Origin of the sequence: Streptosporangium sp. NBC_01810 (assembly GCF_035917355.1) — a bacterium.
GTDB lineage: Bacteria > Actinomycetota > Actinomycetes > Streptosporangiales > Streptosporangiaceae > Streptosporangium.
In genome coordinates, this window is record NZ_CP109070.1 from 449,216 (window position 1) to 464,845 (window position 15,630).

The following is a 15,630-nucleotide window of genomic DNA, read 5'->3' on the forward strand; positions in this document are numbered from 1 at the left end:
GCCGCCTCACTTGGTGAGAACCCGCTGGTAGCTCCGTACCGCCAGGAAGAGCCCCAGCGCGGTCAGCGAGAACAGGTAGAGAACGTGCACGGTCAGCGCCCCGGCTTCGACGTGGCCGATGACGAGCCCCCGGCACAGCTCGACCCCGTGCCAGAGCGGGGTGGCGTACGCCAGCGGGCGGAGGAGCGCGGGCATCTGCTCGATGGGGAAGAAGATCCCGGAGAACAGGAAGAGCGGCAGCACGATCACCCGGAACACCGCGTCGTACCAGACGGCGCTGACCTGTCGTACGGCGAAGGCCATCGTGACGGACGCGCACGCGATGCCGGTGAGCAGCGCGGCGGGCAGGGCGAACAGGGACGACCAGGAGGAGATCGCGCCGAGCAGCAGGCCGGCCAGCAGGAACGCCGTGCTCACCATGGTGATCCGCACGCAGATCCAGAGCAGGTGACCGAGGAAGACGTCCCTGACCCGCAGCGGGGCCGCGATCATCGCCGCGTACGTCCGTTCCCAGAACGCCGCGGTGGTCACCGGCCAGGTGGACTCGCCCACGGCGGTCTGCATCGCCGCCCAGACGAGCAGTCCCGGCGCGATGAACACCACGTAGTCGACACCGCCGATCTGGCCGGAGCCGGAGATCTTCGTGTCGACGAGCGCCCCCAGGCCGAAGCCCATCCCCACCATGAAGACGATGGGGGTGAGGATTCCGCTGATCACGGTCCCGCGCCATCGTCGCCGGTAGTTGATCGCCCAGTACTCCAGGGCGTGGATCGTGGGATGTTTCGGCATCGGGTTCCCCTAGTCGGTCAGCGCGCGTCCGGTGAGCCTGAGGAACACGTCCTCGAGACCGCTCCGGCGCACCAGCAGGACCTCCGGTGTGAGGCCCAGCTCGACGAGCTCGATGGCGGCCCGGTCGCCGTCGTCCGTGTAGAGCAGCGTCCGGTCGCGCATCGTCTCCACCCGCTTGGCGAGCTGGGACAGGCGGTCGCCGAACCGGGCGACCACCTCGGAGTCGGCCCTGATCTCCACGACCTCGCGGGTGGAGTATCTCTCGATCAGCTCGCGGGGCGAGCCCTCGGCGACGATCCGCCCGGTGTCCATGATGACGAGCCGGTCGCAGAGCTGCTCGGCCTCCTCCATGTAGTGCGTGGTGACCACCAGGGTCACGCCCTGGCTCTTGAGGCGGTGGAGCCTGTCCCAGACGGCCTGGCGGGCCTGCGGATCGAGCCCGGTGGTCGGCTCGTCGAGCAGCAGCATGTCGGGATCGCTCACCAGGGCGCGCGCCATGGTCAGCCGCCGCCGCATTCCGCCGGAGAGGTTGGCGACCTTGTCGCCGGACCGATCGTTCAGATGGACGAACTCCAGCAGTTCCACGGACTTCGCGCGAGCCTGCCGCCAGCTCATGCCGAAGTAGCGGGCATAGACGATCATGTTCTCGTGGACCGTGAGGTCCTCGTCCAGGCTGTCGTCCTGAGGGACCACGCCGAGCCGCTGTTTGATCGCGGACTCGTTGCCGGGGATGTCGGTGTCGAAGACCCTCAGCAGGCCCTCGGTGACCGGGGAGACACAACCGATCATGCGCATCACGGAGCTCTTGCCCGCCGCGTTCGGGCCGAGGAAGCCGAAGGCCTCGCCCCGGACGATCCGGAGATCGATGCCGTCCACGGCGGTCAGCGCTCCGTACCTCTTCACGAGGCCCTCGGCGTGGACGTAGGTTGCCTCCACATCATTGCGCATATATGAAACGATAGCGTCATGGGTAAGGGGCGTCCATGGATCACGGCCCTCCCAGCGGGGATATCGCTTGTTCTTCGGCACTTTCGCGGTCGTGATTCTCGGTAGATCGGTTGTCGTTGACGCGTATCGTTATAGATATATATTGTCTTCCCTGTCTTGACCTGCGGGGGAGGTTCGTATGCCACCTGACACAGCCGGCCACCCGAGCAGGCCACTCACCAGGGGGAGTGTGACCGTCCGCCCGTGGACGCGGCACGACGTGGCCTTCCTCTCGATGGTGAGCTCGCTCGAAACCAACCCCTGGGCTCCGGTGCCGCTCGGCCTGTCAGCGGCGCAGTGGCTATCGGAACTCGAAGCGACAGCGGACCGGGGCGACCTGGGCTTCATCATCGAGGTCCAGGGCGTAGAGGCGGACGAGAGCGCCGGGATCACAGGGAGCGCCGGGATCACAGGGAAGGCCGACGACGCCGGGCGGGACACGCGCCCGGCACCGGCCGGCCTGCTGACACTCGGAGCCTTCGACCCCCACCACCGCGTCGCCGAGATCACCGGCTACTGGGTGTTGCCCCGCCTGCGTGGCCGGGGTGTCGCGGCGACCGCCATCGACCTCGTCACCGGCTGGGCCATCGCCTCGCTGGGTTACGCCCGCATACAGATCTTCACGCGCCCCGACAACGTGGGCTCCCGTGTGGCCGCGCTGCGCGCCGGCTTCGCGGAGGAGGGCGTGCTCCGATCATTCGTGGAAGTCGCGGGCGAACGTTCGGATGCGGTGGTGCTCTCACGCGTCCACCCTGTTTCACCTGTCCCTACCGAGAGGAATGCCCCCCGTGCTCTCGACGCCGCCGACCAGGCGCCGGCTCATCTCCGCTGACTCCCACCTGGACCTGCCGTGGATCCCGCCGGGCCTGTGGCAGGAGAGGCTGCCCGCGAGCCTGCGCGAGGAGGGGCCACGCGTCGTCGAGACCGGCGACAGGGGCTCGATGTGGGTCTGGGAGGGCAGGCCGCACACCCCGTCGGCGGCCGGGTCGAACAACGCCCTGCTCCTGAAGGATTTCTACGGTGACTTCGGCGTCGAGACGGAGCCCGGATCGCTGCCGCCCTCCGATCCGAAGCTGGTGAGCGCCCACCTCGAAGGCGCGGGCGTCACCGCTCAGGTGATGTTCCCCCCGGTGGACGGGTTCATCTTCGGCGACGAGCGGCTGGGCCTGGCCTGTGTGCGCGCCTACAACGAGTTCGCGCTGACCATGGACCGGGACAGCGGTGGGAAGGTCGTACCGCTCGCCATCCTGCCCACCGGCTCGCCGGAGGCGTGTGCGGCCGAGGCCCGCTGGGCCGTCGAGCAGGGTTTCCGCGGGCTGGAGTTCAACGCGCTGCTGGCCGGCCGGCCGCTGTGGGAGCCGGTCTGGGAGGAGTTGTGGGACACCGTGGAGCAGGCGGGCGTCCCGCTGTGCACGCACATCTCCGCCACTCCAGGTGTCGAGCCGGTACGCCACCACGGCCAGTGGCCCTCCTACGTCGTGCAGGCGTCGTTCGCGATCCTGGACCCGATCCTGTCGCTGCTCTTCTCCGGCGTGCTCGACCGGCGGCCGGGGCTGCGCGTCCTGCTGGGCGAGTGCCGCGTGGGCTGGCTGCCGTTCGTCATCCAGCAGGCCGAGGACACCGCCAGGGAGCGCTACACCGACGTCAAGCTCTCCAGCACGCCCATCGAGATCTGGCAGCGCCAGATCGCGGCCACCTTCGAGGAGGACCGCATCGGCGCGCGGATGCTCGCGATGCCGTGGGCGAACCTGGCGGGAACCGTCATGTGGGCCTCGGACTACCCGCACAACCACCGCGTCTGCTTCGACCCGCACCCCGTCCTCGACGAGTTGTTCGCCGAGGTTCCCGAGGACGTCGCCGACCACGCCTGCTACGGCAAGGCAGCCGAGTGGTTCGGACTGTGACCCCCCGGACCTGTACCCGCCCGTCACCGAGCAGTCGCCGATCCGCACCCAGCCGTCCGGCAAGGAAGGCGCGGAAGACGAGAAAGGGAGGTTCGGCATGTACCGGACCAGCAACGCCGAGTTCACCGGCCCCTCGATCCGGCCGCAGGTATCCGGACCGATCATCGACGTGGACCAGCACCTGAACGAGACGTTCGGCACCTGGGACGGCGTGGACCTGACCGAGACCGGCGGGCTCAAGCTGGACCTGCGCGAGGACGAGTTCGGCCGGCGCTTCCTGTACCTCGGCGAGGAGCGGATCGGCCCGGGCCGGGCGACCGTCCCCGACGAGTACGAGCGCATCGCCCGCCTCATCGCGGCCGACGAGCTGGCCTACGAGCGGGAGAAGGAGGACCGGGCGCTCAACCCCCGCTCCTTCGACGAGACATGCGAGCCGACCGCCAGCGACCCGGCCGCCAGGATCCCGCTCCTGGACCAGATGGCCACGGACGTCGCCATCATGTTCCCGAGCTACGCCTTCTACTGGACCCGGCTGGTCGAGCCGCGTGGCCACCGCGTCGTCCAGGCCCACATGGCGGCGTGGAACGACTGGGTGGCCGGGCAGTGCGCGCCCTACCACGAGCGGCTGCTGGCCGCGGGGCAGATCGGTCTGTACGACGTGGACTGGACCGTCGCCGAGATCCACCGCTGCGCCGCGCTCGGCATGAAGGGCGTCTCCCTGGCGATGAAGCCGTTCCGGGGGGTGCCCTGGTCCCATCCGAGCAACGAACCGGTGTGGAAGGCGCTGGAGGAGACCGGCCTCGCGGTGTTCATGCACATCGCGGTCATGCCGCACACGGTCGACCCGGCGTGGGAGAGAGTCGACGCGTACACGGACTCGCACTCGGGGCCGGACCTCAGCTCGATGATCAATCGACACCTTCCGGTCGAGGCGGCGCTCAGCGACCTGATCTTCGGAGGGGTCTTCGAGCGGCATCCCGGGCTGAAGGTCGCCACCATGGAGTGCGGCGGCCTGTGGGTGCAGAGCTTCCTGGAGCGGATCGACTGGGTGATGGACGTCGTCGGGGTGCGCAACCACTATCTGCGCCGGCAGCTGTCCATGCCGCCCTCGGACTACTTCCGCCGCGCCGTGCGAGTGGGCGCCTTCCCCTTCGAGGGACTGCCCGGCTACCTCTTCGAGGGTGGCGAGGACCTGTTCCTGTACGCCAGCGACTTCCCGCACTACGAGGGGACGGCGTACGGGACCGGACGGTTCGAGGAGGTCTTCGACGCCCTGGGCGCCAACCCGTCGATCAGGCAGAAGTTCTACGTCGACAACTCGGCCGAGTTCTTCGGGATCTCCCCGGTGAGCGGGCAGGAAGGCGCGCCGGCCGATGTCGTGGCGTCTGCTTAGCGCGGCGGACGCCGCCCCGGTGCCGTACGGCACCCGCTCGCTGTCGGCTGCCGGCGGTCCGTCAGGGGAGGCTGCCGGCGGTCCGTCAGGGGAGGCCGCCGAGTCGGCGTCGGAGGTCGCGGGTCCGCTGTCGGCGGGCGAGGTCGCGGGTCCGCTGTCGGAGGCCGAGGTCCAGAGCTTCGCCGCCGACGGATACCTGGTACGCCGGGACTTCTTCACCCCGGAGGTCCACCGGGAGCTGCTGGCCGGTGCCGACCGGCTGATCGAGCTGGTGGTCGACTCCTCGGTCGTGCTCGGCCGCCGGAACCCGCGAGGCGACCTGCTGCTGGACGCCTCGGGCGAGCTGGTGATCCGCAGGATCAGCCCCGTCGTCGATGTGCTGCCCGTCGCCGCGGCCCTCGCCGCCGATCCGATGATGCTGGCGGCGGTACGGCAGCTGACCGGGCACTCCGGCACGCTCATGGAGAGCAAGCTCAACTACAAGCAGCGCCTGCCTCCGGTCGAGGGGCTTCCGTTCCTGCCGACCCGCGCGTCCGGCGACACCTGGCCGCTCCACCACGACTGGGGCTACTACCGTCAGCAGGGCTACCCGCCCAGCACCATCTCGGTGGCGGTCAGCCTGGACGACACCGAGAACCGGGGGCCGATGACGGTGGTGCCGGGCTCGCACCGCGAGCCCACCCGCCTGGTGGGCCGCGATCCCGACAGCGGCAGCGGCCGGGTCGAGGAGAGCAGCGTCGGGCCGCTGCGGCGGAAGATCCACGCCCCCGCCCGTTCGGTGCTCTTCTTCCACAGCCTGCTGGTGCACTCCTCCTCGCCCAACGAGTCGGGCCTGCCGCGCAGGATCCTGCACCTGACGTACGCCCCCCCGTTCGCCGACGGGACCGCCGCCACCCGGCGCAACGGCCGCTGGCAGGAGGCCGCGGCGCGCTTCGAGCGCCGCTACCGCGAGATGGGCGGGACCCGTTCCTTGACATCCTCCCCGAAGCCGGAGCACGGGGTTTCCACGCTGGAGGGATTCAGATGAGCACCGACGCGACCGCAGGGCAGGCCGCCCCGCTGAAGGCCGTGGTCTTCGACTGGGGCGGCACGATCACGCCCTGGAACCTCGTACCCAGGCAGCTGCAGTGGCTCGCCGCGGGTGCCCTGCTGGACGGGGCGGACCCGGAACGGGCCGCCGCCGCGCTGGCCGCCGCGGAGACCGAGATCTGGAGCATCTGGGCCGAGACCAGCGAGGTGGCCTCGATCCTCACGGTCCCCCGTATGGCGGCCGACACCCTCGGCGTCGAGCTGCCGGACGGGCTCGCCGACGAGGTGCTCGCCGCGCACCTGGAGACCATGGCGCCCAACATTCACGCCCGCCCCGAGGCGCGGCGGGCACTGGCCGCGCTCAAGGAGCGTGACCTGCTGGTCGGCATCCTGACCAGCTCGCACTGGCCGCGCTCCTGGCACGAGCGGCTCTTCGAGGAGGACGGCCTGGCCGATCTCCTGGACGTCTGCGTCTGCGGCTCGGACCTGAAACGGGCCAAGCCGGACCCGGACAGCTTCCTCACGGTCCTGCGGATCCTGGGGGTCACCCCGGCCGAGGCGGTGTTCGTCGCCGACAGCCCCTGGGACATAAGCGGCGCCCAGGCGGTCGGCATGCGCGCGATATGGCTGCCCAACGGCCTCCAGGAGGAGGAGGGCACCGACCCGGAGGCGATCGTCACCGACCTGGTCGGCGTCGTCGACGTCGTCGACCGCTGGCTCGACCCCGTACCGCTCTCCAGCTGAGAGGCTCTCCATGCGTTACGTAGTGCCCCTTGAGGAAGCCCCCGCCGGTGCCGGTGCCGGTGCCGGTGCCAGTGCCGGTGCCGGTGCCAGTGCCAGTGCCAGTGCCAGTGCCAGTGCCGGCGTCGGTGTCGACGCCGGTCTCGGCGCCGGTGTCGGCGGTAAGGCGTCGGGGCTGGCCGACCTGCTGCGTGCCGGGGTCAGGGTTCCGGCCGGGTTCTGCCTCACCGTGCTCGCCCTGCGGGACACGCTCGCCGCGGCCGGGCTGACCGAGCTGGCCCGCGAGGTCGAGGAGGGCCGATCCGACGCCTCGGGCGTGGCGGAGCTGAGGTCCGGCCTGCTCGGGGCCGAGCTGCCGCCCACGCTGGTGACCGAGGTCCTCGACGCGTACGACCGCCTCGTGGCGCGCTCCTCGCGGGGCGGGGGGGAGAGCGCCGCCGCGGTGGCGGTGCGCTCGTCCGCGCTGGCCGAGGACGGCGCCGAGGCGAGTTTCGCCGGCATCTTCGACAGCCACCTGAACATCGGCGACGCCGACGGGCTGCTCCACGCGATCCGCGCCTGCTGGCTGTCGCAGTGGTCGGAGACGGCGCTGGCCTACGGCGAGCGGATGGGGACGTCGGGACACACGATGGGCGTGCTGGTGCAGCGTCTGGTCTCACCGACGGCCAGTGGCGTGCTCTTCACCGCCGACCCGGTCACCGGGGACCGCTCCCGCCTGGTGGTGAACGCGGTCTACGGCCTGGCGAGCGAGCTGGTCGAGGGGACCGCCCCCTGCGACACGTTCGTCGTGGACCGGGAGACCGGTACGGTGCTGGACCGGAAGATCGCCGACAAGCCCTCGGCGGTCGTCCCCGGTGGGCCGGGTGAGATCGTCGATCTGGAGGTGGCGGCCGGGCGGCGACAGGCGCCCGCGCTGACGGACGCGGAACTGCGGCGCCTGGTGGAGCTGGCGGCCGAGATCGAGGCGGTCAGGGGCGACAACCAGGACATCGAGTGGGCCTTCCACGACGACGAGCTCTTCGCGTTGCAGGCCCGCCCGATCACCGGGCTGCCGTCGGACCTGAGCGCGCAGTACTCCCCGGACCTCCCGCCGGACGGCCGCTACTGGCTGCGCGCCTCCGAGCTGTCCCTGGGGCCCTCCTCGGTATGGGGTCTGATCTCGTTCGGGAAGTTCACCGAGGGCCTGAACCGGGCGCGCGCCTCCTGGCACTCGCCGTGCCGGCTGCGGACCGCCACCTACCAGGGCTACCTCTACATGGGCGAGGACCTCGCCACCGGTGACCTGCCCGATGATCATCAGGTCGCGTACGAGGTGGCGATCGACCGCATGGTGGCCGAGGCCCCGGTGCGCTGGCGCGACGGGTGGCGCGAGGCGGTCCAGCGGAGCAGCAGGGAGATCCTGGCGGCGGACCTGACCGCCCGCTCCGACGCCGACCTCGTGGGCGGGCTCACCGCCTGGCTCGCCGGGCGGGCCGACGACGACGAGATCGGCGGCATGGTCGGCATGACACCGGTCTTCGTGATGGCACGCCTGGCCCGGATGGAACCCGAGATCGCCCAGGAGCTGGCCAAGCACGTCCTGCACGGCCTGCCGAGCATGCTCGGCGAGCTGGAGGAGGCGCTGTGGCTGCTGGTCAGGGAGCTCGAAGCCGACGACTGGACGCGCCGGACCCTGACGGGCCTGGAGGCGCCGGCCGCGCTGGAGGCGCTGCGCACCCGGCCGGAGGCGTGGGCTCCGATCGCCGCGTTCCTCGGTGAGTACGGCTATCACGGCATGGACGGCATCGAGTCGACCCCCTGGATGGAGGACACCGTCCCGCTGATCGCCGTACTCGCGGCCAAGGTCGGGCACGAGGAGGAACGGCCGAGCACCAGGCTGGCCAGGCTCGCGGTCGAGCGGCGGCACGCCGTGGACGCCCTGGTCGCCGAGCACCCCGGCCGGGCCGAGGCCATCCGCCGCCTCGTCGTCGAGCTGGAGTCGTGCCTGCCACTCGGGCAGGACCGTTATGTCGCGCTGACCGAGGTGGGGCACGCCGCCACCCGCTACCAGCTGCTGGAGATCGGCCGCAGGCTGTGCGCGCGGGATCTGTTGCGCGAGCCGGTGGACGCCCTGTACCTGGACGCCTCGGAACTCGAACAGGGCCTGATCGGAGGCCTGGACCGTCGAGGCCTCGTCGCCGAGCGCAAGCGCATCCGGCACTGGCAGCGGGGACTGCGGCCACCGATCACCATCGGGGCCGAGCAGTCACTCGACGCCGTGCCGTACGTGATCGACTCGATCCTGTCCGACCGGGCGAGCGGTCTCGACTTCAGCGTGGGACCGGGGTCGGCCGACGGCGAGCAGGTGCTGGTCAGCGGGGTCGCGGGATCGGCCGGTCGCTACGTGGGTCCCGCGCGGGTCTGCGCGTCGGTGGCCGATGCGGTGCGTCTGCGCCGCGGTGACATCCTGGTGTGCTCGACGACCTCGCCTGCCTGGACCCAGTACTTCGGCCTGATCGGTGCCGTCGTGACCGACCAGGGAGGGCTGCTGTCGCACCCGGCGGTGGTGGCCAGGGAGTACGGGATTCCAGCGGTGATCGGCGCCGAGGGCGCGACCACGACCATCGTCTCCGGCCAGTCGGTCGGGGTCGACGGCGGTAGCGGGATCGTCTTCACGCCCGGCTCTCCCTGAACTGTTGAAACCGCACCTGTGGTTCAGATGGTTCAGGAGGGTATGACGAGCCTTGTCATGTCCGGTAGCCGGGCCTGCCGACCACAGGAGAGTCTTCGATGGATCGCACCTGTCCGACAGGATCGCCGTGAGCAGCGGCGTGAGCGGGGGCATGAGCGGGGGCGTCGGCCCGGCCGTGGCCGCGCTCGGCGGGGAGGGGCGCATGAGGGGTGACCGCCCCCGCGCTCTCGGGGAGAGACCGTGAACGAGCTCGGCGCGCGGCTCCGCGAGGCGCTCCACGCCGAGTTGCCCGCCGCCTACCGGCTGCGGCGGGAGCTGCACGCCGAGCCGTGCCTGTCCGGCAAGGAGGAGCCGACACTCAAACGGATGCTGGACGCGCTGCCCGAGGGCAGCGCGATGGAGCGGGTGGCGGAGACCGGCGCGCTCCTCCGGGTCGGCGGCGACGGCCTGGCCGTCGGGGTACGCGGAGAGCTGGACGCCCTGCCGATCCCGGAGGAGACCGGGGTGCCCTGGGCTGCGCAGAACGGTGCCATGCACGCCTGCGGCCACGACGTCCACCTCGCCGCCCTGGTCGCGCTGACCAGGGCGGTCGACCACGTACAGGCGCCGGCACCGATGGTCGCGGTGCTGCAGCCACGTGAGGAGGGTCCCCCCTCCGGCGCCCGTGACATCGTCGCGTCGGGCGCGCTCCAGCGGAACCAGGTCGGCGCGATGATCGCGTCACACGTCCAGCCGGTGCTCGAAGCCGGTCAGACGGCCTGCACTCCCGGCGCTGTCAACGCCTCCTCCGACCGGTTCGCGGTCGTCGTCCGGGGCCGGGGAGGGCACGCGGCCTACCCCCACCTGGCCCAGGACTCGGTCCTGGCACTCGCCCAGATCATCGTAGCCGCGCAGCAGCTCGTCAGCCGCGACGCCGACCCGATGACGCCGACGGTGGTCACCTTCGGGATCGTGTCGGCGGGCACCGCCCCGAACGCGATTCCAAGGAAGGCCGTCGCCCAGGGCACCTTCCGTACGATGTCGGAGGCCTGGCGTCAACGGCTGCACCAGCGCTTCCACGAGATCGCCGAGGGTGTCGCCCGTGCCTACGGCTGCGAGGCGGAGGTGCGGATCACGTACGGGGAGCCGGTGCTCGTCAACGACGCCCGCCTCGCCGAGGAGACCGGCTGCATCCTCGTCGAGACGGGCCACCACATGCCCGCCACGCTGCGCTCCTGCGGTGCCGATGACTTCGCCCACTTCGCGTCGGTCGTGCCGTCGCTGATGCTGTTCGTGGGCACCGACACGGTGGCCGGGCTGCACAGCCCGCACTTCCTGCCGGGAGACGAGACGGTGAAGGCGCTCGCGGAGAGCCTGCTCGCCGGTTACCTCGGGGCCGCGCAGGTGATCGGCGCGGGCCAGGGCCACTGACAGAACCACCCGCTCCGGTCGCGGGACCGTTTTCCCGGCCACGGCGGCTCACCGGTGCCGTCTCCGGGAACCGAGGAGCGCGGGGGCGACACACCGCCGGCCGAAAGCGCCTAGGTGAGCCGGATCCACCGCGATGCCGGTTCCGCGGTCCGGGACGCAGACGATCGCGGAGCCCGTCAGTATCCCGCGGCGGGATCGATGACCCCCTCCAGCGGGAGGCCCGTCCGCAGATTGCGCACGTTCCGCTCGACCCGCTCGCAGAACATCCGGGTGACGTACTCGGCGGAGTCGGCGCAGTGCGAAGTGATGAGCACCCTGTCCTCGGCCCACAGCGGGTGCCCCTCGGGGAGCGGTTCCGGGTCCGTCACGTCCAGCCCGGCGGCGGAGATCGTCCCCGCGCGGAGGGCCTCGACGAGCGCGTCGGTCTGAATGTGCGCGCCGCGGGCGACGTTGACGACGACGGCGTGCGCCGGCAGCAGAGCCAGCTCGGCGGCGCCGATGACGTGCGTCGTCTCCGGCGTCAGGGCGAGGGCCAGCACCAGGATGTCGGTCTCCGGAAGCACGGCGGGCAGGGCCTCGGGCGGCAACGTCTCCTCGGCGCCCTCGATCCTCTCCGCCCGGCGGCGGATCACCCGGATCCGGCACTCGAACGGCCGCAGGAGCCGGATGAGCTCGGTCGCTATACCGCCGCCGCCGAGGACCGTCACCCTCTGGCCGTGCAGAGACCTGGGATCCACCGGGTACCAGCGGGGGGTGCGCGCCTGCCGGGCGAGGTTGCGCAGGCAGGCCAGCACCAGCATGAGCGCGTGCTCGCCGACCTGCCCGGCGAACGCCCCCTTGGCGCAGCTGAAGACCACGGGGCGGTCGAGCACCCCGGACGCGGTGAACCTCTCCACCCCCGCCCAGGGGAACTGCACCCAGCCGATCCGGGGGTGGGCATCCAGAGCCGAGCGGAGCAGTTCCGGCTCGCCAGGGATGAGCCACACCAGGCCGTCCGCCTCGGCGAGCGGGACATTGACGCCACCGCCGCCGGACACGGCCTCCTCGACCCTGAGGCGCAGGCGGTCGAGGCCGGGGGAGTTGGGACGGTCGTAGGCCGCCCCCGCCTCCGGGGACGGGGCTATCGCGATTCGGGCTTCCATGAACGACATTCTGTACGTGGCCCACCGGCCGCGTACCTCGGCGTCCCGCACCCGTCACCGAACGGGATCGATCACCCGAACCCGTCACCGAACGGGATCGATCACCCGCACCCGTCACCGAACGGGATCGATCACCCGAACCCGTGCCTCTCACGTTCCTTGACCAGCTTGAAGAACTCGTGCTCGGAGGCCGCGACGCGGGAACGGCGCCGCCACCAGCTCACCTGCTCGTGTCGAGGAAGGCGTTGGAATCCCTCCCCTGGAGGGCGTGTGCTGCCGTTGCCGACGGATGATCATCGTGGGATCGGCCCCTGCGGGGCAGTTGGACACGGGTTCATACCTACGGCACCGCCCAGGGCATGTACGGGGTGGTTGGGGGCCGTTGGCACCTGCGGCGCTGTCCGGTGTGAAGGTCAAAACCGCGTCGAGGGTGAGTGGGTGGTCAAGCGCCGTTCGGATTTGCGGGCTGTCCGGGGCTGAAGGTCAAAACCGCAGCGACGGCAGGTGGACGGGTGGGCGCCGTTGACGCCTGCGGACCGTACGGGGTGAAGGGCGCGTTGGGGGAGGTGGTTGGGGGTGGTGATGGTGGGGGTGGTGATGGTGGGGGCGAGGAGAGGGGGCAAAGCGGGGCAAAAACCTTACGGTCGGCCTCTGGTGAGCTTTTCCGTAGGGGGTTCCTTGATCTGGGTGATTGAGCACACCCCCGGTGTGCTCAATCACCCAGATCAAGGACTGATCGGTGCAACTCATCGGGCGGATGGGGGCAGGGTGCTTATCCACAGAAAGGAATTCGGTCCTACGGGCTTCCTCTCTCACAGGGCATCCTGCGGCGTATGCGAGCACTGGCCCATCAACGTCTCCCCTTGGCACTGGAGCGCCTGATGCACCATCAGGCGGGGGTCGTCACCCGGCAGCAGGTGCTGGGATACGGAATCTCCCGGAGCGCCGTCTCCCATTACCTTGGTGGTTGTCGGTGGCGGGCCGTCTATCCCGGCCGAGGCGTCTATGCGACCTTTACCGGACCATTGAGTAGAACCGCTGAGCTGTGGGCCGCGGTTCTCGCCTGCGGGACAGGCGCGATGCTCAGTCACCACACCGCTGCAGAGTTGTGGGGAATCACCGAACGGCCGAGTGGCCTGATCCACGTGACGCTGTCCCACGGTCATTCGGTCAGAGCACTGAGGGACATACGGATCCACCGATCTTCCAAGGCAGATCGGATCAGGCATCCGGCGGCATCTCCGCCGCGAACCAGGTTGGAGGAGACGGTCATCGCGCTGACCCAGCTCTCCTCTGATCTTGACGAGGTCACCGCATGGGTAGCGCAGGCTTGCGGCTCCCGACTGACCACCGCGGCTCGGCTGGCCACCACACTCGCAGGGCACGGCAAGCTTCGCCGGCGGCCGGAGTTGATCGCGTTCGTGGGTGTGGCCGCCGAAGGTGCCCATTCGCTGTTGGAGACACGCTACTTCCAGAGAGTCGAGCGGGCTCATGATCTCCCCCGAGGTCGACGCCAGCTCCGGCGCACCGAAGACGGCGTCAGCCAGTACGACGACGTGACTTATGAGCAATATCGCACGATCGTTCACCTCGATGGCCGAGTCGGTCACCTTGGGCGGGATGTCTTCCGGGACATGCGCAGAGACAACGCCGCCACGGAAAAGAACAAAGCCTCGCTCCGATATGGCTACGCGGATGTCACCCACCGCTCCTGCGAGGTCGCCGCCCAGATCAGCCACGTCCTCATCGCCCATGGCTGGACCGGGCGCCCCAGTTCCTGCGGTCTGGCCTGTTCGGTCCTTGATCTGGGTGATTGAGCACGCTGGGGGTGTGCTCAATCACCCAGATCAAGGAAAACCCCTACGGAAAAACGCGCCAGAGGCCGACCAGTAAGCCTTTTGCCCCGTTTCGTCCCGGCCCTTCGCCTCGACCCCCAACTGCCTCCCCCCAACCGCCTCCCCCCAACATGCCCTTCACCCCGTACGGTCCGCAGGCGTCAACGGCGCCCGCCCGTCCACCTGCCGTCGCTGCGGTTTTGACCTTCAACCCCGGACAGGCCCGCAGATCACACCCTCGGCGCATCCCCGACCTTCACCACGGACGACGCCGGACGTGTGAACGGTGCCTGTCCACTCACCTGCCGTCGGTGTGCCCCTCACCTTGCACATACGAGCGGCCCCCGACCAGTGTGGCCGGGGGCCGCTCGTTGAAGGTGTGTCAGGGCTCCACGCCTGTGGCCGGGGGCCGCTCGTTGAAGGTGTGTCAGGGCTCCACGCCGATGTGTACCGGACCGGCGTCCGGTCTGACCGCGCTGAGGATGCTCGTCGGGATGCGGAACACCCGGCCGGGAGCCGCCGGCCACCACAGCCGCTTCCGCACGACGACCTTTCCCTCTTGCCGAAGAACGATCCGGGGGAACGGGATGTAGCGGTCGCTCCACAACAGCAGGCGGCGACGGGCCGGGGCCGGATCCTTCGGGCGGAAGATCTCCGGCGCCACCCAGCGGAAGGGCGCGTCGGCGACGAGACGTACCTGTTCGGCCGGTGTCCTCCTCCCCTCCACCCAGGCGATGACGGAGCGCACGACATGGGCGCCGTCGATCGCCGCGATGTCGGCGGTGTCAACCGGGTGGAGCAGGTTGCCCACGGCGAACACGCCCGGCCTGTCGGTACGTAGCGCGTTGTCGACCAGCGGGCCGTTCGTGCCGGGGTCCATGGCGATTCCCGCCGCGCGCACCAGCTCGTGGTCGGGGATCCAGTCGCCGGTGAGGACGAGCGTGTCGCACTCGACGACCCGCCTCCTGCCGGTGTCGATGTCCTCGATCTCGACGGCCCGCAGCTCCGGTCGGCCGATGACCTTCGTCACCCGGGTGCGGGTGGCGACCCGGGTGCGGAAGAGGATCCTGCCGGGGACGCTGAACAGGGAGTAGGAGTCCGGCCGGGGATACTCGGTGGTCATCAGGACGGTCCGGCAACCGGCCTCGCGCAGGGTCAGCGCGGCCGACCAGCTGACCAGTTCGGCGCCGACGATGACCGCTCTCTTCCCGACCTTCCCGTGCTGCAGGTGGACGAGATTCTGCAGGTGCCCTGTGGTGTAGACGCCGTGGGCGCGGTCTCCGGGGATGAGCCGGGCCGGTCGTGGACGCTCCCGGGCGCCGGTGGCCAGGATGACTGCCTGCGCCTCGACGCGGATGCGGCCCCGCGGGGTGGTGGCCTCGATCGCGCGGTCACCGGCCCAGTTCGTCACGGTGGCGTTCGTCAGGATCGTCGCACCGGCGGCCTCGGCCTGCCGGACGAGCCTCCTGGCGTAGGCGGGACCGCTCATGAAGCGTCTCATGTCCCTGATCCCGTAGCCGGGATGGTCACTGTGCCGGGGAATGCCCCCGGCCGTGCTCTCCCGGTCCAGGACAAGGACCTCGCCGTTGATTCTCGGCGCGAGTTCACGGGCGGCGCTCAGCCCGGACGGTCCGGCGCCGATGATGACGACGGCCGGGGTGAGAGTGGTGATATCGCCGGACGTCATCGGCAGGCCTCCTGCGGTGATATCGCCGGACGTCATCGGCGG

The 15,630-nt window shown here is 70.3% G+C and carries 12 protein-coding genes; 8 read left to right on the forward strand and 4 right to left on the reverse strand.

Features of this window, described 5'->3' with window-relative positions; genetic code table 11:
* Positions 1-6 precede the first annotated feature (6 nt).
* Both OIE13_RS02080 and OIE13_RS02085 read right to left on the reverse strand, forming a co-directional pair.
* Positions 7-789, reverse strand: coding sequence for an ABC transporter permease (locus tag OIE13_RS02080; RefSeq protein WP_326643702.1), 783 nt, complete (start codon positions 787-789; stop codon positions 7-9).
* 9 nt (positions 790-798) lie between these two features.
* Positions 799-1,737, reverse strand: coding sequence for an ABC transporter ATP-binding protein (locus OIE13_RS02085; protein ID WP_326643701.1), 939 nt, complete (start codon positions 1,735-1,737; stop codon positions 799-801).
* A 178-nt stretch (positions 1,738-1,915) separates the two neighbouring features.
* Between OIE13_RS02085 and OIE13_RS02090 the strand changes: the two genes are divergently transcribed.
* The 7 genes from OIE13_RS02090 to OIE13_RS02120 all read left to right on the forward strand — a co-directional run bounded on the left by OIE13_RS02090 (position 1,916) and on the right by OIE13_RS02120 (position 10,924).
* Positions 1,916-2,608, forward strand: a complete 693-nt coding sequence (locus OIE13_RS02090; protein ID WP_326643700.1) for a GNAT family N-acetyltransferase — start codon at positions 1,916-1,918, stop codon at positions 2,606-2,608.
* Positions 2,565-3,680, forward strand: a complete 1,116-nt coding sequence (locus tag OIE13_RS02095; protein ID WP_326643699.1) for an amidohydrolase family protein — start codon at positions 2,565-2,567, stop codon at positions 3,678-3,680. The genes OIE13_RS02090 and OIE13_RS02095 overlap by 44 nt, the downstream gene beginning before the upstream one ends.
* 97 nt (positions 3,681-3,777) lie before the next feature.
* Entirely contained in the window at positions 3,778-5,073 is a 1,296-nt protein-coding gene (locus tag OIE13_RS02100; protein WP_326643698.1) for an amidohydrolase family protein, read from the forward strand.
* Entirely contained in the window at positions 5,054-6,100 is a 1,047-nt protein-coding gene (locus OIE13_RS02105; protein WP_326829455.1) for a phytanoyl-CoA dioxygenase family protein, read from the forward strand. Before OIE13_RS02100 ends, OIE13_RS02105 begins: the two co-directional genes overlap by 20 nt.
* Positions 6,097-6,846: an HAD family hydrolase gene (locus tag OIE13_RS02110; RefSeq protein ID WP_326643696.1), complete on the forward strand. Its 750-nt coding sequence runs from the start codon at positions 6,097-6,099 to the stop codon at positions 6,844-6,846. The genes OIE13_RS02105 and OIE13_RS02110 overlap by 4 nt, the downstream gene beginning before the upstream one ends.
* Before the next feature lie 10 nt (positions 6,847-6,856).
* Positions 6,857-9,514, forward strand: a complete 2,658-nt coding sequence (locus OIE13_RS02115) for a PEP/pyruvate-binding domain-containing protein (RefSeq protein WP_326829456.1) — start codon at positions 6,857-6,859, stop codon at positions 9,512-9,514.
* A gap of 240 nt (positions 9,515-9,754) precedes the next feature.
* Positions 9,755-10,924 (forward strand): M20 metallopeptidase family protein, encoded by a 1,170-nt coding sequence (locus tag OIE13_RS02120; RefSeq protein ID WP_326643692.1) that lies wholly within the window; start codon positions 9,755-9,757, stop codon positions 10,922-10,924.
* Positions 10,925-11,100: 176 nt separating this feature from the next.
* On the opposite strand, the gene OIE13_RS02125 is transcribed toward OIE13_RS02120, so the two are convergent.
* Positions 11,101-12,066 carry a D-isomer specific 2-hydroxyacid dehydrogenase family protein gene (locus OIE13_RS02125; RefSeq protein ID WP_326643690.1) on the reverse strand — a complete coding sequence of 322 codons (966 nt, stop codon included), beginning with the start codon at positions 12,064-12,066 and terminating at the stop codon, positions 11,101-11,103.
* A gap of 863 nt (positions 12,067-12,929) precedes the next feature.
* Between OIE13_RS02125 and OIE13_RS02130 the strand changes: the two genes are divergently transcribed.
* Positions 12,930-13,883 carry a hypothetical protein gene (locus OIE13_RS02130; protein WP_326829457.1) on the forward strand — a complete coding sequence of 318 codons (954 nt, stop codon included), beginning with the start codon at positions 12,930-12,932 and terminating at the stop codon, positions 13,881-13,883.
* 445 nt (positions 13,884-14,328) lie between these two features.
* On the opposite strand, the gene OIE13_RS02135 is transcribed toward OIE13_RS02130, so the two are convergent.
* The gene (locus OIE13_RS02135) at positions 14,329-15,588 is read right to left on the reverse strand and encodes an NAD(P)/FAD-dependent oxidoreductase (RefSeq protein WP_326829458.1); all 1,260 of its coding nucleotides are present in this window, start codon (positions 15,586-15,588) and stop codon (positions 14,329-14,331) included.
* Between the last annotated feature and the right edge of the window lie 42 nt (positions 15,589-15,630).

Excerpts from the sequence above, each read along its gene's own strand:
- OIE13_RS02080 (WP_326643702.1), bottom strand. The coding sequence starts at position 789 with ATGCCGAAACATCCCACGATCCACGCCCTGGAGTACTGGGCGATCAAC.
- OIE13_RS02085 (WP_326643701.1), bottom strand. The coding sequence starts at position 1,737 with ATGCGCAATGATGTGGAGGCAACCTACGTCCACGCCGAGGGCCTCGTG.
- OIE13_RS02090 (WP_326643700.1), top strand. The coding sequence starts at position 1,916 with ATGCCACCTGACACAGCCGGCCACCCGAGCAGGCCACTCACCAGGGGG.
- OIE13_RS02100 (WP_326643698.1), top strand. The coding sequence starts at position 3,778 with ATGTACCGGACCAGCAACGCCGAGTTCACCGGCCCCTCGATCCGGCCG.
- OIE13_RS02105 (WP_326829455.1), top strand. The coding sequence starts at position 5,054 with ATGTCGTGGCGTCTGCTTAGCGCGGCGGACGCCGCCCCGGTGCCGTAC.
- OIE13_RS02110 (WP_326643696.1), top strand. The coding sequence starts at position 6,097 with ATGAGCACCGACGCGACCGCAGGGCAGGCCGCCCCGCTGAAGGCCGTG.
- OIE13_RS02115 (WP_326829456.1), top strand. The coding sequence starts at position 6,857 with ATGCGTTACGTAGTGCCCCTTGAGGAAGCCCCCGCCGGTGCCGGTGCC.
- OIE13_RS02125 (WP_326643690.1), bottom strand. The coding sequence starts at position 12,066 with ATGGAAGCCCGAATCGCGATAGCCCCGTCCCCGGAGGCGGGGGCGGCC.
- OIE13_RS02135 (WP_326829458.1), bottom strand. The coding sequence starts at position 15,588 with ATGACGTCCGGCGATATCACCACTCTCACCCCGGCCGTCGTCATCATC.